At 63.0% G+C, this 23,225-nt stretch carries 24 protein-coding genes; 21 read left to right on the top strand and 3 right to left on the bottom strand.

Features of this window, described 5'->3' with window-relative positions; genetic code table 11:
• The first annotated feature begins 13 nt into the window (after positions 1–13).
• From I7X09_RS28535 to I7X09_RS28485, 11 genes are read left to right on the top strand one after another with little or no spacing between them, the layout of a single operon-like run.
• On the top strand, positions 14–1,267 hold the full coding sequence (locus tag I7X09_RS28535; protein ID WP_200314830.1) for a cytochrome P450: 1,254 nt from the start codon (positions 14–16) through the stop codon (positions 1,265–1,267).
• A 34-nt stretch (positions 1,268–1,301) separates the two neighbouring features.
• Positions 1,302–2,042 carry an MlaE family ABC transporter permease gene (locus I7X09_RS28530; RefSeq protein WP_021344419.1) on the top strand — a complete coding sequence of 247 codons (741 nt, stop codon included), beginning with the start codon at positions 1,302–1,304 and terminating at the stop codon, positions 2,040–2,042.
• Positions 2,039–2,911 carry an MlaE family ABC transporter permease gene (locus I7X09_RS28525; protein WP_200314826.1) on the top strand — a complete coding sequence of 291 codons (873 nt, stop codon included), beginning with the start codon at positions 2,039–2,041 and terminating at the stop codon, positions 2,909–2,911. Before I7X09_RS28530 ends, I7X09_RS28525 begins: the two co-directional genes overlap by 4 nt.
• Positions 2,912–2,919: 8 nt before the next feature.
• On the top strand, positions 2,920–4,089 hold the full coding sequence (locus I7X09_RS28520) for an MCE family protein (protein ID WP_200314824.1): 1,170 nt from the start codon (positions 2,920–2,922) through the stop codon (positions 4,087–4,089).
• Positions 4,086–5,108: an MCE family protein gene (locus I7X09_RS28515; protein ID WP_200314822.1), complete on the top strand. Its 1,023-nt coding sequence runs from the start codon at positions 4,086–4,088 to the stop codon at positions 5,106–5,108. The genes I7X09_RS28520 and I7X09_RS28515 overlap by 4 nt, the downstream gene beginning before the upstream one ends.
• Positions 5,105–6,127, top strand: a complete 1,023-nt coding sequence (locus tag I7X09_RS28510; RefSeq protein WP_234036747.1) for an MCE family protein — start codon at positions 5,105–5,107, stop codon at positions 6,125–6,127. Before I7X09_RS28515 ends, I7X09_RS28510 begins: the two co-directional genes overlap by 4 nt.
• Positions 6,127–7,389, top strand: a complete 1,263-nt coding sequence (locus tag I7X09_RS28505; RefSeq protein ID WP_200318132.1) for an MCE family protein — start codon at positions 6,127–6,129, stop codon at positions 7,387–7,389. The genes I7X09_RS28510 and I7X09_RS28505 overlap by 1 nt, the downstream gene beginning before the upstream one ends.
• On the top strand, positions 7,386–8,519 hold the full coding sequence (locus I7X09_RS28500) for an MCE family protein (RefSeq protein WP_200314820.1): 1,134 nt from the start codon (positions 7,386–7,388) through the stop codon (positions 8,517–8,519). Before I7X09_RS28505 ends, I7X09_RS28500 begins: the two co-directional genes overlap by 4 nt.
• Entirely contained in the window at positions 8,516–9,835 is a 1,320-nt protein-coding gene (locus I7X09_RS28495) for an MCE family protein (RefSeq protein WP_200314818.1), read from the top strand. Before I7X09_RS28500 ends, I7X09_RS28495 begins: the two co-directional genes overlap by 4 nt.
• Positions 9,802–10,338 (top strand): hypothetical protein, encoded by a 537-nt coding sequence (locus I7X09_RS28490; protein ID WP_234036745.1) that lies wholly within the window; start codon positions 9,802–9,804, stop codon positions 10,336–10,338. The genes I7X09_RS28495 and I7X09_RS28490 overlap by 34 nt, the downstream gene beginning before the upstream one ends.
• Positions 10,335–10,802, top strand: coding sequence for a hypothetical protein (locus I7X09_RS28485; protein WP_200314816.1), 468 nt, complete (start codon positions 10,335–10,337; stop codon positions 10,800–10,802). Before I7X09_RS28490 ends, I7X09_RS28485 begins: the two co-directional genes overlap by 4 nt.
• Here the strand turns inward: I7X09_RS28485 and I7X09_RS28480 are convergent.
• Positions 10,799–11,389 carry a TetR/AcrR family transcriptional regulator gene (locus I7X09_RS28480; RefSeq protein WP_095973280.1) on the bottom strand — a complete coding sequence of 197 codons (591 nt, stop codon included), beginning with the start codon at positions 11,387–11,389 and terminating at the stop codon, positions 10,799–10,801. The genes I7X09_RS28485 and I7X09_RS28480 overlap by 4 nt on opposite strands.
• 244 nt (positions 11,390–11,633) lie before the next feature.
• Between I7X09_RS28480 and I7X09_RS28475 the strand changes: the two genes are divergently transcribed.
• Positions 11,634–13,172, top strand: coding sequence for an FAD-binding protein (locus tag I7X09_RS28475; RefSeq protein ID WP_200314814.1), 1,539 nt, complete (start codon positions 11,634–11,636; stop codon positions 13,170–13,172).
• Positions 13,173–13,197: 25 nt separating this feature from the next.
• On the opposite strand, the gene I7X09_RS28470 is transcribed toward I7X09_RS28475, so the two are convergent.
• The gene (locus tag I7X09_RS28470) at positions 13,198–13,707 is read right to left on the bottom strand and encodes a MarR family winged helix-turn-helix transcriptional regulator (RefSeq protein WP_030536759.1); all 510 of its coding nucleotides are present in this window, start codon (positions 13,705–13,707) and stop codon (positions 13,198–13,200) included.
• Between the two features lie 175 nt (positions 13,708–13,882).
• Between I7X09_RS28470 and I7X09_RS28465 the strand changes: the two genes are divergently transcribed.
• The gene (locus I7X09_RS28465) at positions 13,883–14,665 is read left to right on the top strand and encodes a dioxygenase family protein (RefSeq protein WP_019748662.1); all 783 of its coding nucleotides are present in this window, start codon (positions 13,883–13,885) and stop codon (positions 14,663–14,665) included.
• A gap of 21 nt (positions 14,666–14,686) precedes the next feature.
• Here the strand turns inward: I7X09_RS28465 and I7X09_RS28460 are convergent, their stop codons facing one another.
• A complete protein-coding gene (locus I7X09_RS28460; RefSeq protein WP_020907928.1) occupies positions 14,687–15,145 on the bottom strand; it encodes a peroxiredoxin in 459 nt (152 codons plus the stop codon).
• Positions 15,146–15,202: 57 nt separating this feature from the next.
• Here I7X09_RS28460 and I7X09_RS28455 point away from each other — a divergent pair, with 57 nt between their 5' ends.
• The 8 genes from I7X09_RS28455 (at position 15,203) to I7X09_RS28420 (ending at position 23,167) form a co-directional block, all read left to right on the top strand.
• Entirely contained in the window at positions 15,203–16,789 is a 1,587-nt protein-coding gene (locus tag I7X09_RS28455; RefSeq protein ID WP_095973277.1) for an anthranilate synthase component I, read from the top strand.
• Positions 16,786–17,493 (top strand): TIGR02234 family membrane protein, encoded by a 708-nt coding sequence (locus I7X09_RS28450; RefSeq protein ID WP_200314812.1) that lies wholly within the window; start codon positions 16,786–16,788, stop codon positions 17,491–17,493. The genes I7X09_RS28455 and I7X09_RS28450 overlap by 4 nt, the downstream gene beginning before the upstream one ends.
• Positions 17,494–17,618: 125 nt before the next feature.
• On the top strand, positions 17,619–18,428 hold the full coding sequence (gene trpC / locus I7X09_RS28445; protein ID WP_003944016.1) for an indole-3-glycerol phosphate synthase TrpC: 810 nt from the start codon (positions 17,619–17,621) through the stop codon (positions 18,426–18,428).
• Between the two features lie 74 nt (positions 18,429–18,502).
• The gene (gene trpB, locus I7X09_RS28440; protein ID WP_124569822.1) at positions 18,503–19,852 is read left to right on the top strand and encodes a tryptophan synthase subunit beta; all 1,350 of its coding nucleotides are present in this window, start codon (positions 18,503–18,505) and stop codon (positions 19,850–19,852) included.
• Positions 19,849–20,652, top strand: a complete 804-nt coding sequence (trpA, locus tag I7X09_RS28435; protein WP_003944010.1) for a tryptophan synthase subunit alpha — start codon at positions 19,849–19,851, stop codon at positions 20,650–20,652. The genes trpB and trpA overlap by 4 nt, the downstream gene beginning before the upstream one ends.
• Entirely contained in the window at positions 20,649–21,752 is a 1,104-nt protein-coding gene (lgt, locus tag I7X09_RS28430) for a prolipoprotein diacylglyceryl transferase (protein ID WP_185564982.1), read from the top strand. The genes trpA and lgt overlap by 4 nt, the downstream gene beginning before the upstream one ends.
• A complete protein-coding gene (locus I7X09_RS28425) occupies positions 21,749–22,174 on the top strand; it encodes a TM2 domain-containing protein (RefSeq protein WP_124569821.1) in 426 nt (141 codons plus the stop codon). Before lgt ends, I7X09_RS28425 begins: the two co-directional genes overlap by 4 nt.
• Positions 22,175–22,303: 129 nt before the next feature.
• A complete protein-coding gene (locus I7X09_RS28420) occupies positions 22,304–23,167 on the top strand; it encodes a TM2 domain-containing protein (protein ID WP_200318130.1) in 864 nt (287 codons plus the stop codon).
• Positions 23,168–23,225: the final 58 nt, after the last annotated feature.

Below are 23,225 nucleotides of genomic sequence, written 5' to 3'. Positions count from 1 at the left end.
AGGAGCATCTGCAATGCCTGAGATCGACCTTCCCGACGGGTTCGACGTGACCGACCCGCATCTGTACGGCCAGCGCGTCCCGCTTGCCGAGTTCGCCGAACTACGACGATGCGCTCCGGTCTGGTGGAACGCCCAGGAACCGGGCACCGGTGGATTTCACGACGGTGGTTGTTGGGTGATCTCCCGCCACGCAGACGTCCGCGACGTCTCGTTGCGCAGCGAGGAGTTCTCGAGCAACGTCAACGGCTGCATTCCTCGGCATGAAGACAACATCTCCGCTGAGGAGTTGGAGGCAACTAAACATGTCCTGATCAACAAGGACGCCCCCGAGCACACACAGCTGCGCAAGTTGGTGGCGCGCTTGTTCACTCCGCGGTCGGTGGAAGCGATGCGAGCCGGCCTCGAAGCGCGCGCGGAGGCCATCACGTCGGCCGCCGTGGCGGAAGGTAGCGGTGATTTTGTCAGCCAGGTCGCCAGCGAGTTACCCATGCAGGCGATTTCGGAGCTGATCGGTGTGCCGCAGGACGGGCGCCGTCAGCTGTACGACTGGTCGAACCAGATGACGGGATACGACGACGAGTCGCTCGCCGGCGAGTCTCGGATGGCGTCGGCGCAGATCCTGGGCTACGCCTATCAACTGGCCGAGGCGAGACGGGAGGAACCGCTCGACGACATCATCTCGCGCTTGGTGCATGCCGACATCGACGGACAGAAACTCACCCCGGAACAGTTCGGTTTCTTCGTCATCATGTTGGCTGTCGCGGGCAACGAAACGACACGCAACGCCACGACACTCGGCATGATGGCATTTCTCGAGCATCCGGATCAGTGGGAACTGTACAAGCGTGAGCGTCCGCGCACCGCCGCGGACGAGATCATCCGCTGGGCTTCTCCACTGACGTCGATGCAACGAACAGCATTGGTGGACACACAGATTGCCGGCACGGCGATTGCGAAGGGGCAGCGTGTCGTACTGCTCTACGGCTCGGCGAACTTCGACGAAACCGTCTTCGAGAACCCCGACGTCTTCGACATCACCCGAGACCCGAACCCGCACCTCGCGTTCGGAGGAACCGGACCGCACTACTGCGTCGGCGCCAACCTGGCCAGAATGGAGGTCGATCTGATCTTCGGCAAGATCGCCGATCACATGCCCGACATCAGTAAGCTCGGCGATCCGAGCAGGCTCTCGTCCGGTTGGCTCAACGGGATCAAGGAATTCAAGGTCGACTACGGCAACTCCACGTCTTGTCCTTCGGGGCATTGACGTGTACAGCGGAAGAGTTGCACTTGGGGGCCCGATGCGCGAACTCGGCCAGTTCTACCGGATGGGCGCCGATGTCGCAGTGGGCTTGTTCCGCACCCGCTTTCAGGTGCAGGAGTTTCTCGAGCAGAGTTGGATGATCGCCCGGGTGTCGATCGTGCCGACCGTGTTGGTAGCCGTGCCGTTCACGGTCCTGGTGAGTTTCACCCTCAACATCCTTCTCCGCGAGATCGGTGCCGCCGACCTCAGCGGCGCCGGGGCCGCGCTCGGTGCCGTGACTCAGGTCGGTCCGGTGGTGACTGTGCTGATCGTGGCAGGTGCAGGCGCGACTGCCATCGCCGCAGATCTGGGATCGAGGACGATCCGTGAAGAGATCGACGCCATGGAGGTGCTCGGGATCGATCCGATCAATCGGTTGGTGATTCCGCGTGTGGTCGCGTCGACCGTGGTGGCTTTGCTGCTCAACGGACTCGTCTGCGTCATCGGCATCGCCGGCGGTTACGCCTTCTCGGTGTTTCTCCAGGGCGTGAACCCTGGCGCCTTCGTCGAGGGAATCACGTTGCTGACCGGCCTGCCCGAGGTGGCGTTGTCGATGGTCAAAGCTGCACTGTTCGGGATGCTGGCGGGATTGGTGGCCTGCTATCGCGGACTGTCGGTACGGGGTGGGCCGAAAGGCGTGGGGGAGGCCGTCAACGAAACGGTGGTGTACGCATTCATGGCGTTGTTCGTCGTCAACACCATCGTCACCGCGGTCGGCATCCGATTGACGGCGGGGTGATCGAGGTGACGCTGTCGGATTCGCTGGCACAAATCGGCAAGTTCGGACGCACGCGGGTGCGGGTGGCTCGAACGTCACGCTCGATCGACGACGTCGGGCGACAAGCTGTCTTCTTCGCGCGCGCCATCGCTCACATCCCGTGGGCAATTCGCAAACACCCGAAAGAAGTGTTGAGGCTGGTAGCCGAGATCAGCATGGGCACCGGAGCTTTGGCAGTGATCGGCGGCACGGTTGCGGTCGTAGGATTTCTGACTCTCGCCTCGGGCGGCACCATTGCGATCCAAGGTTTCAGCTCACTGGGAAATATCGGAGTCGAAGCGCTCACCGGATTCTTCTCCGCCTTCATCAACGTGCGTATCGCTGCGCCGGTGATCGCAGGAATCGGTCTGTCGGCCACGATCGGAGCAGGTTCGACCGCGCAGATCGGTGCCATGCGCATCAGTGAGGAAATCGACGCCCTCGAATCGATGGCGATCAGTTCGGTCCCGTACGTCGTCAGCACCCGCGTCACCGCAGGGATGCTCGCGATCTTGCCGCTGTACTCACTGGCACTAGTCGGATCATTTCTGGCCGGACGATTCACCACGGTCGTGCTGTTCGGTCAGTCCTCCGGTCTTTACGACCACTACTTCACGACGTTCCTCGATCCGGTCGACGTCGCGTGGTCCTTCGTTCAAGTGCTCGTGATGGCACTACTGGTGATGCTGATCCACACGTACTACGGATACAAAGCGTCCGGGGGACCGTCGGGCGTGGGAACTGCAGTGGGCCGCGGAGTTCGGCTCTCGCTGATCTGCGTCGTGGCGGTGACCCTGCTCGTCTCACTCGCGCTCTACGGCGGTTCCGGCAACTTCAATCTGTCCGGTTAGGGGGCTTCGTGCACAGATACGGTTACAAGTTGGCGGCGCTCGGCTTGGCTGCGGCGATCATCGGGGTCATCGCTTTGTCGGTCGCGTCTTTCAACCAGGTGTTTGTCGCTCGCGTCCCGATCACGGTGATCGCGGAGCGCGCTGGGCTCGTGATGGATCCGGGTGCGCGGGTGAAGATGGCCGGTGTGACCGTGGGCTCGGTGGAGTCCATCACGCCGACTGACGACGCCACCGCGCAACTGTCGTTGTCGATCGATCCCGAAGCGCTCGAGTCGATTCCGTCCAACGTGGATGTGGCGATCACGTCGAACACGGCTTTCGGCGCGAAATTCGTCAGCTTGTCCTCGCCGGAGCAACCGAGCAGCGCGCGACTTGCCGCCGGGGCGACGATCGACGTATCCCGGGTGACTGTCGAGCTGAACACGGTGTTCGAGAAACTCACCACCGTGCTCCGGACCGTGGACCCGGGCAAGCTCGATTCGACATTGGGTGCCCTCTCGACTGCGCTGCAAGGACGCGGCGAACGGCTCGGGGTCGCACTCGAACAAGCAGATTCCTCCTTGCTCGAATTCAACACTGCACGTGAGGCTCTCGATCATGTGTTGACTGATTTGCCAGCCGTCACGCAGACCTACCGCGACGCTGTTCTCGACTTGCTCGGCACCCTCGACTCGCTCACGACGACGGGAACCACTGTTCTCGACGAGCAGCAGAATCTTGATCTCCTCTTGCTCAACGTGATCGGGGTCGCCCGCACCGGAGAAGATGTACTGGGAGCCAACGCCGACGGTATCGACACCGTTCTGTCGTTACTGCGGCCGACCACCGCACTGCTCGAGGAATACTCCCCGGTGATTCCCTGCATGTTCCACGGACTGCAGGAGAGCAAGAAGATCGGCGACGGCGCCTACAACGGACAACCAGGAATCAAGATGTCGATCGGTCTGATCGCCGGAACCGAACCGTACCGATATCCCGACGACCTTCCGAAGGTCGCGGCAACAGGTGGCCCGCAGTGTATGGGTCTTCCACTGCGCGACCCGAACGTCAATGCTCCGTACCTGGTGACCGACACCGGGGTGAATCCGTTTGCGCCCGAGCGTCAGCCGAATGGTGGGCAACCGATGAACACGGTCCCGGATCTGATGAGCTACCTGTTCGGGACGGAGATCCGATGAAAGTTCGTGGGTACACCGTCAAGTTCGGAATTTTTGTTCTGGTGATGATCCTCGTCAACGCCGGGCTGATCCTCGTGTTCGGCCAGATGCGAGGTGGCGACGCGAGGTCGTACTCGGCGGAGTTCGTCAACGCCTCCGGGCTCAGAGCGGGCGACAAGGTGCGCATCGCGGGTGTGCCGGTCGGTTCTGTCGGCTCCGTCGAATTCGGTGGGAATCACCGTGCCCACGTGAGTTTCAGTGTGGATACGGGTGACACCGTGACTGTATCGACCAGAGCCGCTGTTCGATATCAGGATCTGGTGGGTAATCGATACCTCGAACTGCTCGACGATCCGGGGATCGCGGAACCGCAGCCACAGGGCGAGAGCATTCCCGTCGATCGCACCGCGCCGGCACTCGACCTCGATGCGCTACTCGGTGGTTTCAAGCCGCTGTTTCAAGCCCTGGACCCGGAGCAGGTCAACGCGTTGTCGATGTCCTTGCTCGAGGTGTTTCAAGGCCAGTCCGGAACAGTGGCATCGGTGCTGGCGCACACCGGATCGATCACGAACACTCTCGCAGACCGCGACCAACTGATCGGTCGAGTGATCGGCAACCTCGACGGTGTGCTCAGTGAATTGCGCAGCCGCGGTGGACAGTTCAGTGACACTCTCGATCACCTACAACAGCTGGTCAGCGGGCTTGCGGCGGATCGGGAGATGATCGGGAGTGCCGTCGAGAGTGTGAACACCGCGTCAGGCACCTTCGCCGACCTCCTCGCCGGAGTTCGCCCGGACGTCGCGGGAAACCTGTCGAAGCTGGACGCAAGTCTGAATCCGCTGATCGAGCAACAGAGTGAGCTCGATCGGATTCTCGCGTCCATGCCCTCGAACTACAAGCAGCTGATCCGAGTCGGCTCGTACGGGTCGTTCTTCAACTTCTATCTGTGCGGAATCGCCCTGAAGGTCGACGGTGCCGACGGTACGCCGCTCACTGTCGACCTGGTGGATCAGACGACCGGAAGGTGCGCACCACGATGAGAGAGATGGCACAGAGCCAGGCCGTACGCGTGGGGGTCGTGGGATTGGTCGTCACGGCCGCCGTCGTATTGGCATCGCTCCAGTATCAGAATCTGCAGTTCCTGAAATCGGGTGTCGGGTACAGCGCGGTGTTCGCCGACGCCAGCGGTCTCGCGCCGGGAGACGAAGTCAATGCCGCCGGAGTGAAGATCGGAACGGTGGACCGGATCGAGGTCGAGCACGGACTCGCGCGCGTGGACTTCACACTGGAAGGCTCGATCGGTTTGGGAGAAAGCACGTCGGCCGCGGTCACCACGATGTCGTTGCTCGGCAAGCGAGCTGTTTCACTCGATCTCGACGGTCCGGGAAGGATCGCGGTCGGCAGCGAGATCCCGGTCGAGCGAACAAGATCGGCCTACTCGCTCCCCGACGTTCTCGGTGACCTCACCACGACGGTCGAGGACATCGATCTCGACCAGCTCTCCGAATCGCTCGACGCAGTGGGACAGGTGATGTCCGGCAGTGCGCCGAGCCTGAGGCCGGCACTGGACGGCGTCGCACGGATCTCCGACAGCGTCAATCGGCGGGACGACATGTTGCGCACCTTGCTGTCCGATGCAAACGACGTCGCCGGGACGTTGGCCGAGCGTGGACCACAGGTCAACGCGCTACTCGTCGACGGCAACGCGTTGTTGGGAGAACTGGATCGGCGACAGGCGGCGCTTGGGGAAGTGATCACGAACATTTCGGCATTGTCGACCCAGCTGAGTGGACTCGTCCACGACAACGAGGCGCAATTGCAACCGGTCCTCGGCAAACTCGACACGGTTGTCGGCATTCTGCAGAACAACAAGGACAACCTTTCTCAGGGAATCGACGGTCTCGGTACGTACGTGGGCACGCTCGGCGACACCGTGGCCAGCGGTCCCTTCTATTACGCCTACGTCCAGAACCTGGTACCGGCGCAATACACCCAACCGTTGATCAACGCGATGTTCGGGCTACCACCTGCGCCGCTACCGATTCCGGAGGTTCGATGATGGGTGCCTTACGAGTTCGCAAACCGGTGAACTGGCGTCGAATCGGCGTGGTCGGTGGAAGCGTCGTCGGCGCGGCGATCGTCGTCGCGTCGGGATACCTTGCGGTGCAACATCTGCGCTACTACAACGTGACCGCCTACTTCACCTCGACGACTGGTCTGTATGTCGGTGACGACGTTCGTGTCGTGGGAGTCGACGTCGGCCGCGTCACCGAGATCGCCCCACAGGGGGATCGAATGCGCGTCGAACTGAAATTGGCCCGCGAGGTTCCCGTCGCCGAGGACGCGAAAGCGGTGATCGTTGCCCAGTCGCTGGTCTCGGCCCGCTTCGTGCAGTTGACACCGGCGGTGACGGACGGCGCCGACGCACTGAATGACGGTGCGGAGATCGGACTCGACCGAACAGCTGTCCCGGTCGAGTGGGACCAGATCAAGGAACAGCTGGGCCGGGCCGCCGATGCTTTGGGTCCCGACGGGGACGATCGCGGTCCCGCCGCCAACTTCCTCGACGGTGCCGGATCCGCACTGGCGGGCAACGGGGAAGCGTTGGGGCGCTCGGTGACCGAACTCTCGGAGGCTATGAGCACACTCGACGAAGGCGGAGCCGATCTGTTCGGCACCATCCGCGGCCTGCAGACCTTCACGACCGCGCTCGCGGCAAGCGACGAACAGATCGTTCAGTTCCAAGGACGACTGGCACATGTCTCGAGTGTGCTCGCCGAGAGCCGAACGCAATTGGCCCCGGCCCTCGCCGATCTGGACGCCGCCGTCGTCGACGTACAGCGGTTTGTCGAACAGAACCGAACCGGCTTGACGGAGCAGATCGCGAAGTTGGCAGATGTGTCCCAGGTATTGGTCGACAAGCGCGCAGGTCTCGAGAAGGTACTGCATCTGGCTCCGACAGCGTTGTCGAACTACTACAACGTCTACCGGCCGGCCCAAGGAGCGATGGTGGGTGTGCCCGCATTCCAGAACGTCGGCAACCCGATCGACTTGATCTGCGGCGGAATCGCCGGCCTGGCCAACGACACCTCGAAGAAGGGCGCGGATATGTGCATCGAATACCTCGGCCCGTTGCTCAACACGATCAAGGCGAACTACCCGGACCTGAGCATCAACCCGACCCGGGCGCTCGGCGCTCTTCCGGACCAACTGGTGTACAGCGAGCCTGATCTGGAACCGACTGGCGCCTTGAGCTTTCCGACGGTGCCGGTGGCGTCTGATCTGACCGGTTTGCTCATGCCGTCGACAGGATTGCGATGACTAGCCGCCGGTGGGGAACAGTGTGTGTGGCGGCGAGCGCCGTGCTCGTTCTGACGGGTTGTCAATGGAGCGGGCTGAATTCGGTGTCGCTGCCGGGCGCGGCCGGCCGCGGTGAGGGAAGTTTCTCGGTCGTGATCGAGATGCCGGACGTCACGTCGATCAGTCCCAACTCTCCGGTCATGGTCAACGACGTGACAGTCGGAAGTATCAGTGCGATCGAGACCGACAACTGGCACGCCCGGGTGACGGTTGCGCTCGACGGCTCGGTGTCGCTGCCCGCCAACGCGACTGCCAAGATCGGCCAAACCAGTCTGCTCGGATCCAAACACGTCGCGCTCGCGCCGCCCACCGAGGTGGCGCCGGAAGGGCGGTTGTCGGAGGGATCCGTGATTCCCCTTGCATCGGCCAGTGTCTATCCCACCACCGAAGAAGCGTTGACGGCACTGTCCCTGGTGCTCAACGGCGGTGGGCTGGCCCAGATTCACAGCATCACCACGGAACTGAACACTGCTCTCGGCGGACGGACCGATGCGGCGCGCGACCTGCTGAGCCAGATGGACACCGTGACCGAGACACTCGACCGTCAACGCGAGGCGATGGTCACGACCATGGAGAATCTCGACGTGTTCGCCGGCGAGATCACGGCTCAGCGAGACGTTCTCGGTGAGGCGTTGGAGACCCTTGATCCGGCCTTGGCGGAACTGAGCGCCCAACGCGTCGACCTGACCACCGCCCTCGATGCGGTCGGCAGGTTCGGGGACGTCGGGACCGATCTGGTCGACCGGACCCGCGACGATGTGAAAGCCAATTTGAGCGCCTTGGAATCGACGCTGCAGAAGGTGGTCGAAACCGGACCGGACCTGATCAACAATTTGGGCAATCTGAGTACCTTCCCCTTCCCCCAGACGACCATCGACGACGGAATGCGCGGTGACTACACCAATTTGTGGGCGCTGATCGACCTCACGAGTAATCGCCTCCAGTCAGGTCTCGGCTTCGGTACTCCGTTCGGGGCGCCGCAAACTCCGGTGGAGAACGGAATACTGGTCGATCCTTTGACCGCGCCTCTGGGTACCGGGCGGGCCGCCCCAAGTGACACCGGGCGGACCGACCAGGACGGTGGACGATGATTCTCACGAAGTTGGTGCGAAGGCAATTGACGATCTTCGCGATCCTGGCGGTGATAGGCATGAGCGCAGCGGCTATCTCGTACCTGAGAGTTCCGACCATGCTCGGCATCGGGCGCTATTCGGTGACAGTCGAACTGCCCGACGCCGGCGGCCTGTATCGGAACGCGAACGTGACCTATCGCGGCGACACCATCGGTCAGGTCAGGTCGGTGCGTCTGTCTCCGGGAGTGGTACGCGCCGAATTATCTTTGGAGAGCGCGGTTCCCGTTCCCTCCAGCGGGCTCACAGTAGCGGTGCGAAGTGTGTCGGCCATCGGCGAGCAATATGTCGACATGCAACCGAGCACCGCGGACGGACCCTTTCTGTCCGACGGAGACGTGATCGGCCCCGACGCTGTCACGATCCCGACCGAGATCGGACCGGTCCTCGATCAGGCGCAGGCGATGCTCGCATCCGTACCGCAGGACAAGTTGCGATCGGTGATCGACGAGTCCGCGGCGGCGTTCGGAGGCAGGGGAGAGGACCTGGCTCGTCTGCTGGATTCGACCACTTCGTTCGTCGATCAGATGTCCGCTGCCACGACACCGGCAACGACGCTCGTACAGCAGTTGGATCCGCTCCTGCAGACACAGGTGGTGACGGGCGACCAGATTCGCCAGTGGGCGTCCAGTGTCGCTCAACTCAGTGGACAGTTGGAGATCGCCGACGGCGCCGTGCGCAATATCCTCGAAACCGGACCGGGCTTCGCGACCGAAGCCGACCTGCTGTTTCAAGGCCTCCAACCCACTTTGCCTGTGCTGCTTGCCAATTTCACGAGCACCGCTCAGGTGGCTTTGACGTACAACGCCGGCTTGGAGCAGGTGCTCGTCATCTTGCCGCCATTGGTCGCGGCACAGGAAACCGTCGTACAACGCGGGCAGGTGGACGGTGCCGCGAACGTCAACTTCCACCTCCAGGCGCAAGATCCTGCAGCGTGCTCGACCGGTTACCTTCCGGCCGATCAGCGACGAGACCCGACCCAGACGAGTGTTCCGGACACCCCGGCCGACCTGTACTGCAAAGTTCCACAGAACTCGATCTTCGCAGTTCGTGGATCCCGGAACATTCCCTGCATCGAGGTACCGGGCAAACGAGCACCGAGCCCGGAGATCTGCCGGAGCCCCGAGGCGTACGTGCCGTCGGGTACCAATGCGCCCGGCGAGTTGTACACCGGGCCTGACGGAGTCGACTATCAACACACGGAGTTGGCTCCGGCCGCCTCCGGTCCGGGGGAGGGCGAGCCGTGGCAACAGTTGCTGACGCCGACGAATCGCTGAGGGGCGAGGTGCTGGATCCGGTACGAGGCAAACCCGGTGTTCTCACCGCCCTGGCCTGGATTGCACTCGCGGCTCTGAGCGTCGTCGTCGTCTTCGGCTGTCTGGCAGTTCGATCGGACCGCGCCCGAGAGTCCCAGCGCCAAGAGTTCGTCGCCGGTGCGGTCGCAGGAACCCTTGCCCTGATCGACGTCCACTCTGCCACGCTCGACGAGGATCTCGCGACGCTGAAGTCGCTGACTACGGGAACTTTTGCAGACGAACTGAAGTCCGGTGAATCTGCGTTCGTCGCATCGATCCGCGATTTCGCCGTCGATTCCGATGGTCGTGTCGACACCGCAGCCCTGGCATCGGAATCCGGTACCTCGGGAGTGGTACTGATCGCAGCCTCGGCCCAGGTCGGCAATTCAGCGGGAGAATCTTCGGCGCGAACCTACCGTCTGCGCATCGGTGTCGAGGAGGTCGACGGGCGGGTGCTGATGTCGAGTGTGGAGTTCGTCCCGTGAAGCGCGTGGTCTTGGTGTGTGCGGCGCTGATCTTGGTGGGAGTCGGTGGGACTCTGCTCTGGAGTCATCACCGTTCGGCAGCCGCTGACACCGCACGTGTAGAGGTGATCGGTGTGGCGCCGATGCTCGTCGAGAATCTCTTGAGCTACAACAGCGACACGGTCGACGACGACCTTGCACGTGCTGCCGAGGGCGCAAGCGGAACGTTTCAGGACAGCTTCGCCGAATTCGGATCGAAAACGGTTGCACCCCAATCGAAGGAGCAGGGAAACAGCACCAAGGCGCGGGTAGTCGACGTCGGCGTGCGCTCCGTGGCTGCAGACCGCGCAGAATTGCTCATGTTCGTCGATCAGATCACGACGAGTATCGCGCGGCCGGCACCAGCGTCGACGTCGAGCCGAGTCGAGGTGACACTCGACCGAGTCGACGGAACATGGCTGGTGAGTGCCATGATCCCCGTCTAGTGAAGGTTCTCGCGGCCCGCCATGATCAGCCTGGCAGTGACTTCGAGCCGGTCTGCGATCTGCGAATAGGACTCGTATCCCATGCCGGCTCGGACAAGCGCCCCGGACCAGGAGATTTCGAGTGCTTCGAGTACGTCGGGATCGTACGACGGCCCCAGTGCCTCGATGAGCCGCTCCCGGATGTTCTTGCCGATGCGTCCCCGAAGATGTTCGACGTCGGGATCGTTGCCCATCATCGCCGTGGTCACGGCCGCCGCCAGCTCCGGTTCGTCGGAAACGAGCAGTGCGACGCTACGAAGGACCGAGCAGACCTGCGCTTCCCGTTCCGCCTCCGGGGAGGGCTCGTGAGGTACCGCGTCGAGTCGGCGCCAGAACAGTTCTGCCACAAGGTGACTCTTGGACGAAAAATAGGTGTATGCCGTGGCCGCGGCGACACCCGCTTCCGCTGCCACCATCCGCACAGTCAGATCGGCAAACCCTTTGTCGCGCAGGACCGTGATCGCTGCCGCGGTCAGTCGATCGACGGTTTCGGCTTGCTGCTGTGTGAGCCGTCGACGCGTGGACTCGAACTTGGTCTTACCAGACATGTGTCCAGACACTACGGGATCGGACCCGAGCGAGCAAAGTATGCGCTATCACATTCTCAATGTCGCTTCCGCTCGGTGTCATGTCTCGCTCCCGCTTGGTGTCATGTCTCGCTCCCGCTCGGTGTCATGTCTCGCTCCCGCTCGGTGGGACAGAATTTCGATCCCCCGCGATCGCTAAGTCCATGTGTTAGAACGATTTCTAGAACACGTTCGGAAAATGTGCCCAGGATCGGAGAGGCTGATTATGGCGAAGTGGGACGAGACATGCGACGTACTCGCTGTGGGCTCGGGCGGCGGACTCGCCGGCGCGTACACGGCGGCCCGCGAAGGTCTCGACGTCATTGTGATCGAAGCGACCGACAAGTACGGCGGAACAACGGCGTACTCGGGCGGCGGCGGAATGTGGTTCCCGTGCAACGCCGTTCTTCGCCGTTCCGGGGACGACGACACCATCGACGATGCGCTGGAGTACTACCGTTCGGTGGTGGGTGATCGGACGCCCGCCGACGTTCAGGAGGCATACGTTCGGGGCGGCGCCGGGTTGATCGACTATCTCGAAGAGGACTCGAATTTCGAGTTCCAGATACTGCCATGGCCCGACTACTTCGGGGAAAAACCCAAGGCTCGCGCGAGCGGTCGACACATCGTTCCCAAACCGATGAACGCGACGAGGGTTGGTGTGCTTCGTGATTCACTTCGATCGCCGCTCGCGACGGAGCGGTTGGGAGAAGAGTTGCCGGCGTACCTCGTCGGTGGGCAGTCGTTGATCGGCCGATTCATGCTGGCACTTTCGACATACCCGAATGCCGCCATGCACCTGAACACCGCACTCGAAGAATTGGTTGTCGAGGACGGACGGGTCGTCGGCGCTGTCGTCGAGCAAGGTGGTCGGCGTCGAAGGATCCGAGCCCACAGAGGAGTGATCCTGGCCGCCGGCGGATTCGAACAGAACGAGACCCTGCGGGCCGAATTCGGTGTCCCTGGTTCTGCTCTCGACACGATGGGCTGCCCCGGCAACCTCGGTAAGGCTCACCAGGCGGCCATCGCCGTGGGCGCCGACACCGACCTCATGGGGGAGGCCTGGTGGTCGCCCGGGCTGACCCATCCAGATGGCCGCTCTGCGTTTGCGCTGTGGTTCACCGGCGGAATCTTCGTGGACGACAAGGGTCGCCGGTTCGTCAACGAGTCTGCGCCGTACGACCGCTTGGGTCGCTCCGTCATCGAACACATGCGGGCAGGGAAAGTAACCACGCCGTACTGGATGATCTACGACAACAGAGAAGGCGCAGTGCCACCGGTGAAGGCACCCAATGTGCCTATGGCGCAAACGAAGCAATACGTGGATGCGGGATTGTGGAAGAGTGCGCAGACGCTCGAAGACCTCGCCGCCCAGATCGATGTCCCCGCAGCGGAACTGGTGGAGACCGTGAAGCGATTCAACGCGTCTGCGGCGACCGGCGTCGACGACGACTTCGGCCGAGGAGACACTGCATACGACCGCGCCTTCTCGGAGGGGGCTTCGCCGCTCGTACCGATCGACCAAGGTCCGTTTCACGCTGCTGCTTTCGGAATCTCCGACCTCGGGACCAAAGGTGGTCTACGCACCGACGCGACCGCGAGGGTACTCAAAGCCGACGGTACGGCGATTGCCGGGTTGTACGCTGCGGGGAACACGATGGCAGCGGCCAGCGGGGCAACGTACCCCGGCGGTGGAAATCCGATCGGAGCGAGCATGTTGTTCAGCCACTTGGCTGCACTCCACCTCACGAAGTCGCTGTCGTAAGTCAGCCCGCTCGTGTCGGGAAGCGTCAGGCCTTGCCGAGTCCGGCGGCGATTCCCTTGTCCAGTTGGGTGAGCATTGCCGTACCCAACGACGAAAGCTGGGCGACCTGTCGATCGTCGAGGCCCTCGAAGAGGAGACCTTGAACCGAGGCGACGTGCGGCGGTGCGGCCGCGACGACCTTTGCCATTCCTTCGTCGGTGAGCACTGCGTTGGAGCCGCGGCTGCCGCGAATGACTTCCCGTTTCACCCAGCCGGCTTTCTCCATCTTCGTGATGACGTGCGACAGGCGGGACAGGGACGCGTTCGCGCGCTGGGCAAGTACCGACAACTGGAGCTTGTGGTCTGGGGCGTCCGAGAGTGCGGCTAGCACGAAGTACTCGAAGTGGGTGAGTGCCGAATCGCGTTGCAGTTGAGTGTCGAGGGCGGCAGGCAATCGAGTCACGAGAGCGATCAGTGTCAGCCAGGCTTCCTGCTGCTCGGCTGTGAGCCACTTTGTCTGAGACTGCGCGTCGGGCTGCGCGGTCGGTTCACTCATCGGTGACTTCTCCTTCGGGTCGAGCATTCTTCGTGCGCGGAGCGTGCTGGTGTACAGCGTCTCAGACGCATGTCCAGAAGAATATTGCGGGGAATAGTTGCGGGACGCAAGTGTTGAGTTCTATATTAGGTTGAACCTTCAACTTAATGACGAATGTCTATCCCGAGGAGTCCGTATGTCCACCACAACCATGCCTGCGCTGTATCTCAGCCACGGTGCTCCGCCGCTGGTGGACAGCGCGTTGTGGGTCGACCAGTTGGGGGCGTGGGCCGGCGATCTTCCGCGTCCGACGGCAATCCTCGTCGTCTCGGCGCACTGGGAATCGGCGCCGCTGACGATCGGTTCGACGACCACGGGCACCCCGCTCATCTACGACTTCGGTGGTTTTCCCGAGAGGTTCTACCGCGCGAAGTACAACTCTCCCGGCGCTCCGGAACTCGCCGCCCAGGTTGCCGCGTTGATGCCGGACAACGAGCGAGTGGTTCAGCAGCCGAATCGAGGCCTGGATCACGGTGCCTACGTGCCGCTCACGGTGATGTACCCGGACGCAGACATCCCGGTACTGCAAATTTCGCTGCCCACTCTCGATCCCGAGCGTTTGCTCCATCTCGGAGAGCGCCTACGGCCACTCCGTGAGCAAGGCGTATTGATCGTGGGATCCGGATTCACCACGCACGGGTTACCGTTCCTGCGCGATCCGTCGCCGGAGGCGCAGGCCCCGGGGTGGTCGGCGGAATTCGACGCGTGGGCAGGGGAGAGGTTCGCTGCCGGTGACGTCGATTCGTTGATCGACTTCCGCGCCCAAGCTCCCGGGATGCCGTACGCGCATCCGACCATCGAACACTTCGCCCCGTTGTTCGTCACGCTCGGTGCGTCGTCCGATCCGGAACAGGTGCCCACCCAGGTGATCGACGGATTCTGGATGGGGCTTGCGAAGCGCTCGATTCAGGTCGCCTAGGGAATCAGGTCCCCAGGAAAGTCAGCTTCGATTGCGAAGGAACTCGAGTGCCTGGTCGCCGTGGGTGTTGGCGCGTAGCTCACTCGAGATGACTTTGAGAACGGTGCGGTCGGTGTCGATCACGAAGGTCGAGCGTTTGACCGGAGCCAACTTGCCCAGGAGTCCGCGCTTGACGCCGAACTGTTCGGCTACCTTGCCGTCGGTGTCTGCGAGTAGGGGGTAGTCGAAGGATTGTGCGGTGGCAAAGGTGGACTGAGCTTCGACCGTATCGGTGCTGATACCCGCCCGCGAAGCGCCCACCGCGGCGAATTCGCTGCCCAGATCACGGAAGTGGCACGCCTCGGCGGTGCACACCGGCGTCGAGGCTGCCGGGTAGAAGAAGAGGACCAAGGGTCCGTTCGCGAGCAGGCTCGTCAGCGAGCGCGGAGTCCCGTCCTGGTCGGGCAGCGAGAAATCGGGAGCGAGTTGGCCTGGTTTCATTCGGCCGAGGTTACCCGCGCACGACGACCGCGTGGGGGAGCCTGGGATGATGGAGTCATGCACGGCGAGCCCACCTCCATGTCCGCACGGTCGTCCGACACCGCGATCGTCGGTGACGCGTCCGATTCCACCACCACTCGGGAGCAGTTCCGAGCTCTCGCGGCCGAGCACCGGGTCGTTCCCGTCACTCGGAAAGTGTTGGCGGACTCCGAAACTCCGCTCTCGGCGTACGAGAAGTTGGCCGGCAATCGTCCCGGCACCTTCTTGCTCGAGTCGGCCGAGAACGGTCGTTCGTGGTCGCGGTGGTCGTTCATCGGCGTCGGGAGTCCGGCTGCACTGACCGTCGTGGACGGAGAGGCAGCTTGGTACGGCAACGTTCCGGCCGGTGCTCCGGCCGGCGGCGATCCGATCGACGCGCTCGGTGCCACCCTGGAGCTACTTCGTTCGGAGCGGCTGCCCGACCTACCCCCGTTGACGGGCGGGATGGTCGGATTCCTCGGCTACGACGCGGTGCGACGCCTCGAGCGATTGGGTGATTCGGCGGTCGACGACCTGCAGATACCCGAGATGGTCATGCTGCTTGCTGCCGACATCGCCGCAGTAGATCACCACGAAGGGGCGATCACCCTCATCGCCAACGCGGTCAACTGGGACGGCACCGACGAGCGTGTCGACACGGCGTACGACGACGCAGTCGCCAGGTTGGACGCGATGACTCGCGCTCTTGCGGCGCCCGCGAAATCGACGGTGTCGACATTCTCGAAAGCGACTCCGAACTACCGCCGTCAGCGCACCACCGAGAGCTTCGGTGTCGACGTCGAAAAGTTGATCGGCGACATCGAAGCGGGCGAGGCATTCCAGGTAGTCCTCTCGCAGAGATTCGAGATCGATTGCACTGCAGCGCCGATCGACGTGTACCGGATGCTCCGCGCGTCGAACCCCAGCCCGTACATGTACCTGCTCAACGTGCCGAACGGTGATGGCGAGACCGCGTTTTCGATCGTCGGATCGAGCCCTGAGGCACTGGTCACCGTCGCCGAGGGCGTAGCGACAACACACCCGATCGCGGGAACCAGATGGCGCGGTGCCACGGAGGAGGACGACATCCTGCTCGAAAAGGATCTCCTCGCCGACGAGAAGGAAAACTCCGAGCACCTCATGCTCGTCGATCTGGGGCGAAACGATCTGGGGCGCGTCTGTCGCCCGGGCACGGTGAAGGTGCACGACTACCGGCACATCGAGCGGTACAGCCACGTGATGCATCTCGTATCGACCGTCACCGGTCATCTGGCCGAGGGAAAGCACGCTCTCGACGCGGTCACGGCGTGCTTCCCCGCCGGAACCCTGTCAGGGGCACCCAAGGTGCGTGCGATGCAGTTGATCGAAGAACTCGAGCCCACCAGGCGAGGTATCTACGGCGGCATCGTCGGCTACCTCGACTTCGCCGGCGACGCCGACACCGCGATCGCGATCCGAACAGCATTGATCAAGGACGGGATCGGATATGTCCAAGCGGGCGCCGGCGTCGTCGCCGACTCGGACCCGGTCTACGAGGACACCGAGGCCCGCAACAAGGCGATGGCAGTACTGAGCGCCATCGCGTCGGCGCACACCCTGCGCACCATCGGAGGTGACGATCTGTGAGTGAGAACGAGTCGATTGCAGCGGAGCAGCCTACAAGCGCTTCTCGTGGCACCGCCGTGCCGAGAACGCTTTTGCTTGCGTTGTCGGCAGCAGCGTTGTGGGGCAGCTCACGAATGACGTGGGTTCATCTGACCTCGAGCGACGGCAAGACGCTGGAGCGGACGACGGATCTCGACGGCAGCACCTGGGCGGCGGCGATGACTCCGCTCGCGCTCGCGCTTCTCGCGGCGATCGCGGCGTCGTTTGCGGTGCGAGGTTGGGCACTTCGGGTAGTCGGACTGTTGGTTGCACTCGTCGCCATCGCGGTAGCGGTTCCGGCGGTGCAGTTGTTGGTGTCCGGAGCCTCTGCGGACCGAGCGGTGGAGTTGGCCGAGTTGTCCGGTCACCCGGAAGATCTCTCGACGACTTTTTCGGTGCTGCCTGCCTTGCTCGCGTTGGTCGGAGCGGTGGCGGCGCTCGGCGCAGCAGTACTTCTGATGCGCAAACCTCCAGTGCGAGGCGGGTTGTCGTCGAAGTACGACAACCCTGCCGCGCGCCGCGAAGCCGCAGCCAAGCTCGGTCAGGGAGACAAACCCGCGTCGGACGAGCCTGTGACACAACGGATGTTGTGGGATGCGCTCGACGCCGGAGAGGACCCGACAGTGGCCGACGGAGACGACGGAGTTGGGGGAGGCGACGGTGCGAAACCGGGGTCGTCCCACTGAGTAAGACTGAACCCTCACCTGCGTGGGTACCCCGACGGAGTAGCAAAATTTCGTCCCACTAGGCTGAGACCACCCTGATGACGTATCTCACATCGGGCTCTTGCCCAGAAAGGATTCGGGCCACGATGACCGTACTCGACTCGATTCTCGACGGGGTGCGCGCTGATGTCGCCGCCCGCGAAGCCGTACTCGACTTCGCTGCAGTCAAGGCTGCTGCGGCCGCTGCACCGCCTGCACTCGATGCTGCAGCAGCACTTCTGGAATCGAGCATCGGCGTCATCGCCGAGGTCAAGCGAGCGAGCCCGTCAAAGGGTGCGCTGGCCGACATTGCCGATCCCGCAGAGCTTGCCGCGGCGTACCAAGCCGGTGGCGCACGCATCATCAGTGTCCTCACCGAAGAGCGCCGTTTTCACGGCTCGTTGGCCGACCTCGACGCAGTCCGTAAAGCGGTCACCATTCCGGTGCTGCGCAAGGACTTCATCGTGGGGCCGTACCAGATTCACGAGGCTCGCGCTCACGGCGCCGACGTCATCTTGCTGATCGTTGCCGCACTCGAACAGCAGGCCCTCGCCTCGCTCATCGATCGCACCGAATCTCTGGGAATGACTGCCCTCGTCGAGGTGCACACGGAAGAAGAAGCCAACCGCGCGCTTGAAGCCGGCGCCAAGGTTATCGGTGTGAACGCCCGCAATCTCAAGACTCTCGAGGTGGACAAGAACACCTTCGGTCGCATCGCTCCCGGTTTGCCGACCGAGACGATCAAGATCGCCGAGTCCGGTGTTCGCGGAACCGCCGATCTGTTGGCGTACGCCGGGGCGGGCGCCGACGCAGTGCTCGTCGGTGAAGGCCTCGTGACCAGCGGCGACCCTCGCAAGGCCGTCGCAGATCTGGTCAATGCAGGCGCACACCCGTCCTGCCCCAAACCGTCGCGATAAATCGCTTCACCCGCCCGGCGTGCTTTGATGCACCCGGGCGGTGACCAGCGACACCCTTGGGGCAGACTGGTGGGGTGACTTCACGTACTCAGGAACCAGGCTCCGGTGCACTATTCAAGGGCGGCAATCTGCCGCCGGCCAGCGCGGGACTCACCGAGCGCTCTCACGATCCCGACGCCGGAGGCCATTTCGGCGTCTATGGCGGACGGCATGTGCCGGAAGCACTCATGGCGGTTATCGAGGAAGTCACTGCGGAGTACGAAAAGGCTCGCGCGGACGACTCGTTCTTGAACGAACTCGATCGCTTGCAGCGCGATTACACCGGGCGTCCGTCGCCGATTTTCGAGGCAACGCGAATGAGCGAGTTCGCCGGCGGCGCGCGCATCATCCTCAAGCGCGAAGATCTGAACCACACCGGTTCTCACAAGATCAACAACGTTCTCGGTCAGGTTCTGCTGGCAAAGCGGATGGGCAAGACCCGCATCATCGCCGAGACCGGAGCGGGCCAGCACGGTGTGGCATCGGCCACCGCCTGTGCACTGCTCGGTCTCGAGTGCGTCATCTACATGGGTGCTGTCGACACCGAACGTCAAGCACTGAACGTCGCCCGCATGCGCCTTCTCGGCGCGGAGGTGGTCTCCGTCGAAACAGGTTCGCGCACGCTCAAGGACGCGATCAACGAAGCCTTGCGCGACTGGGTTTCCCACGCGGACAACACCTATTACTGCTTCGGTACCGCGGCAGGCCCGCACCCCTTCCCGACGATCGTGCGCGATTTCCAGCGCGTGGTCGGCCTCGAAACTCGCGCGCAGATTCAGGCGTTGACCGGCCGACTGCCCGATGCAGTCACAGCGTGCGTCGGTGGCGGCTCCAATGCGATCGGAATCTTCCACCCGTTCATCGACGATCTGTCGGTCCGTCTGGTCGGCTACGAAGCAGCCGGCGACGGCGTCGAAACCGGAAGGCATGCAGCAACGTTCGCCGGCGGTACCCCAGGCGCATTCCAAGGTGCCTACTCCTACCTGCTCCAGGACGAAGACGGTCAGACCATCGAATCGCATTCGATCTCTGCCGGTCTGGACTACCCGGGCGTCGGGCCCGAGCACGCTTACCTGAGCGACATCGGGCGCGCCACCTACGAGCCCGTCACCGACAGCGAAGCGATGGATGCGCTTCTGCTGCTCTCGCGCCGCGAAGGCATCATCCCGGCCATCGAATCCGCCCACGCCGTCGCCGGCGCACTCCGACTGGGCAAGGAACTCGGAGAGGGCGCGATCATCGTCGTCAATCTCTCCGGTCGCGGTGACAAGGACATGGACACCGCCGCAAGCTGGTTCGGTCTCTTCGACGGCGCCTCGGGTCAGGCAACCGTTCCGGATGACGCAGCAGACCAGAACGACAACACGGAAGGCTCGGACAAGTGAGCGAACGACCATCACGCCTCGCACCCACCTTTGCAGCGTGCAAGGCTGACAAGCGTGCCGCCCTCGTCGGTTACCTGCCGGCCGGTTATCCGACCGTTCCCGAATCGATCGACGTGTTCAAGGCGATGGTCGACGGTGGCTGCGACATCATCGAGGTCGGTGTCGCGTATTCCGATCCCGTCATGGACGGTCCGACAATCCAGCGTGCAGCCGAAACCGCACTCACCAACGGCGTTCGACTGCGCGACATCTTCACCGTGATCGAGCAGATCAGTTCGGTCGGCGGCAAGGCCGTCGTGATGACCTACTGGAACCCGGTACTGCAGTACGGCGTCGACAAGTTTGCACGAGACCTCGCCTCTGCCGGTGGGCTCGGACTCATCACCCCCAACCTCATTCCGGAAGAAGCAGGCGCCTGGATGGAAGCATCCGAGGAGCACCACCTCGACCGGATCTTCCTTGTCGCGCCGTCCTCGACGGAAGAACGACTCGCGATGACGCTCGACGCGAGTAGTGGATTCATCTACGCGGCCTCGACGATGGGCGTCACCGGCGCTCGCGACGCCGTGTCCTCGATGGCTCCGGAACTGACCGCACGAATCCGCGCGCATTCCGACATTCCCGTCGGCGTCGGATTGGGTGTTCGGTCCGGCGCACAGGCTGCCGAAATCGCGGCATACGCCGATGCCGTCATCGTCGGCTCGGCTCTGGTCTCCGCGGTCGAGAACGGCTTGGGAGCGGTTCGCTCGCTCACCGAAGAACTCGCCGAGGGCGTCCGCTCGGCTACCGTGGCGTCGTGACCTCAACTGTGGACCTGCTGGCCTATATCCCCAGCCCGCCCCAAGGCGTCTGGTACGTCGGACCGGTAGCGCTGCGCGCCTACGCGCTCTTCATCATCCTCGGCATCATCGTCGCGATCGTGTGGGGAGATCGTCGTTGGGTGGCCCGCGGCGGTGAGAAGGGGACTGTTCTCGACATCGCGATCTGGGCTGTTCCCTTCGGTCTGATCGGTGGCAGGCTCTACCACGTATTGACCGACTGGCCCGCCTATTTCGGCGAGAACGGGCAGCCTCTCGACGCACTCAAGGTGTGGCAGGGAGGCCTCGGAATCTGGGGAGCAGTGTTCCTCGGCGGCATCGGTGCGTGGATCGGCTGCCGTCGACGCGGCATTCCGGTGTCCGCGCTAGGTGACGCGATTGCGCCCGGAATCTTGCTCGCACAGGCCATCGGTCGTATCGGCAACTACTTCAACCAGGAGTTGTACGGTCGCGAGACCACCGTCCCATGGGGCCTCGAGATCTTCGAACGGGTGAACTCTTCCGGCCAACTCGATCAACTGGCTGGTGTCTCCAACGGAGAAGTCATTCGGGTCGTTCACCCGACGTTCCTCTACGAAGCTGTGTGGAACGTCTTGATCGTGATCCTGCTGGTCCTCGTCGACCGCCGATTCAAGATCGGCCACGGACGCCTGTTTGCTCTGTACGTCGCGGGCTATTGCCTGGGCCGGTTCGTCGTCGAACTGATGCGTGACGATTTCGCCTACGAGATCGCCGGCATTCGAGTCAACACATTCACCTCGGGGATCGTGTTCTTCGCCGCACTGGCCTACTTTTTCCTGGCGAAGAAGGGCCGTGAGGATCCGGCTGATTTGAAGTCGAAGAACTACGTCGCTGCGGTAGCTGCCGGTGAAGCAGGAGTCGCAGCGCCAGGCACCGACACGGATTCGGCGAAGGCCGACGCGAAAGTCACCGACGCAAAAGCATCCGAAGCGAAGGCCGCTGGATCCGATGCCGCTGGATCCGATGTCACTGAATCCGATGCCAGTGAGGCAAGCGACTCCACGGCAGCGTCGGACGAGTCGTCGGACGCGGTGAAGCTGTCGAAGAAAGACAAGCCGTGACAGGTCCCTATTCGCAAGGGGGATTCCCCGACGATCAGGGACCGGTCTACGGCGCGCCCAATCCGTACGGCTATCAGCAGCCTCTACCTGCTGCGTCGATGTACGGGTTCGGTGATCCCTATGCCCCGTACGGTCGGCACCCGGTAACCGGGGAACCGTATTCCGACAAGTCGAAGGCCACCGCTGGACTGTTGCAGATCTTGCTGGGCTTCTTCGGAATCTGTGGAGTCGGGCGCCTCTACATCGGAAGTGTCGGCATCGGATTGTGCCAACTGCTCGGCATGTTCTTCGCGCTGTTCATGTCGGCGTTCCTGATCGGGATTCCGTTCGCCATCGGAATCTGGATCTGGGCGTTCGTCGACGGCATCGTGATACTTTCGGGCAATGCACGGGACGGTGTTCGTCGGCCGTTACGGGGATGAACCGCGAGGATGAACGCGCAAACAGATGTGTGGGGGTCCGGCCACGCGAAGGTCGAAATCCTTCGCGCGGCCCGATAACAAAAGCTATTACGTACCGTCGTCGAATCGAAGGAAAGTACGTTGCCTAACTTGAACAAGAATCCGGAACCTTCCGAGTCGGGGGACTCGTCAGGATCGCAGTCGCCGGTTCCACCGCAGTTCGGGTCGCCATTCGACTACGACGCGACGGCGGATGCGTCGTTGACGGAAACCTCGGCGCCCACGGAAAAGACGCCGTCGACGGAGACCACCGGCACGGGCCCGGGCTGGGACACGTATTCGGGAGTCGGAAACGGCCCGGGCTGGGGAAACCACCCCATCTACCCGCCGCCGACCGGAACCGAATCCACCACAGCTTTTCCCACCGCGGGTTCTGATTCCACCCCGAATCACCCCACGGCGCCGTACACGTCGCAGGAAAGCTACGTGGCCCAGAACTATCCGGCGCCGGACTACTCGGGTTCTACCCAATCCTCGACGGACGGTCCCGTGTACGGGGCGCCGGCAGATCAGACTGCGAATCCCTACGCGGCTCCGCCGCAGGACTACCCCGCCGCTCCGCCGCAGGGAAGCCAGAACTACGGTCAGCCGCAGGGCTACTCCCAGCCTGGATATTCGCAGCCGGGTTACGGTCAGCCTCAGGGCTACCCGCAAGGTCAGGGTTATCCTCAGCCTGGCTACGGCCTGGTCGACCCGTCCGCCCCGTACGGACGAGACCCGATGACCGGCGAACCGTACTCGGACAAGTCGAAGACGACCGCCGGATTGCTGGGCATTCTGCTCGGCGGTTTCGGAGCAGGACGTTTTTACCTCAACCAGCCCGGCATGGCTGTCGCACAGATCGCGGTCACTTGGTTGACGTGTGGAATCGGTGGCATCTGGCCGCTCATCGACGGAATCATGATGTTGACCGGCAGCGTGCGCGATCAGTACAACCGCCCTTTGCGTAGCTGATCGAAACGACTTTCGGAAACTGTGACCCCCTGACGCCCCGGTGTCAGGGGGTCACAGT

Source organism: Rhodococcus sp. P-2, from assembly GCF_016598535.1.
GTDB lineage: Bacteria > Actinomycetota > Actinomycetes > Mycobacteriales > Mycobacteriaceae > Rhodococcus_F > Rhodococcus_F baikonurensis.
The sequence above is the reverse complement of the archived record's forward strand: the minus strand, read 5'-3'. Positions and strand labels throughout refer to the sequence as shown.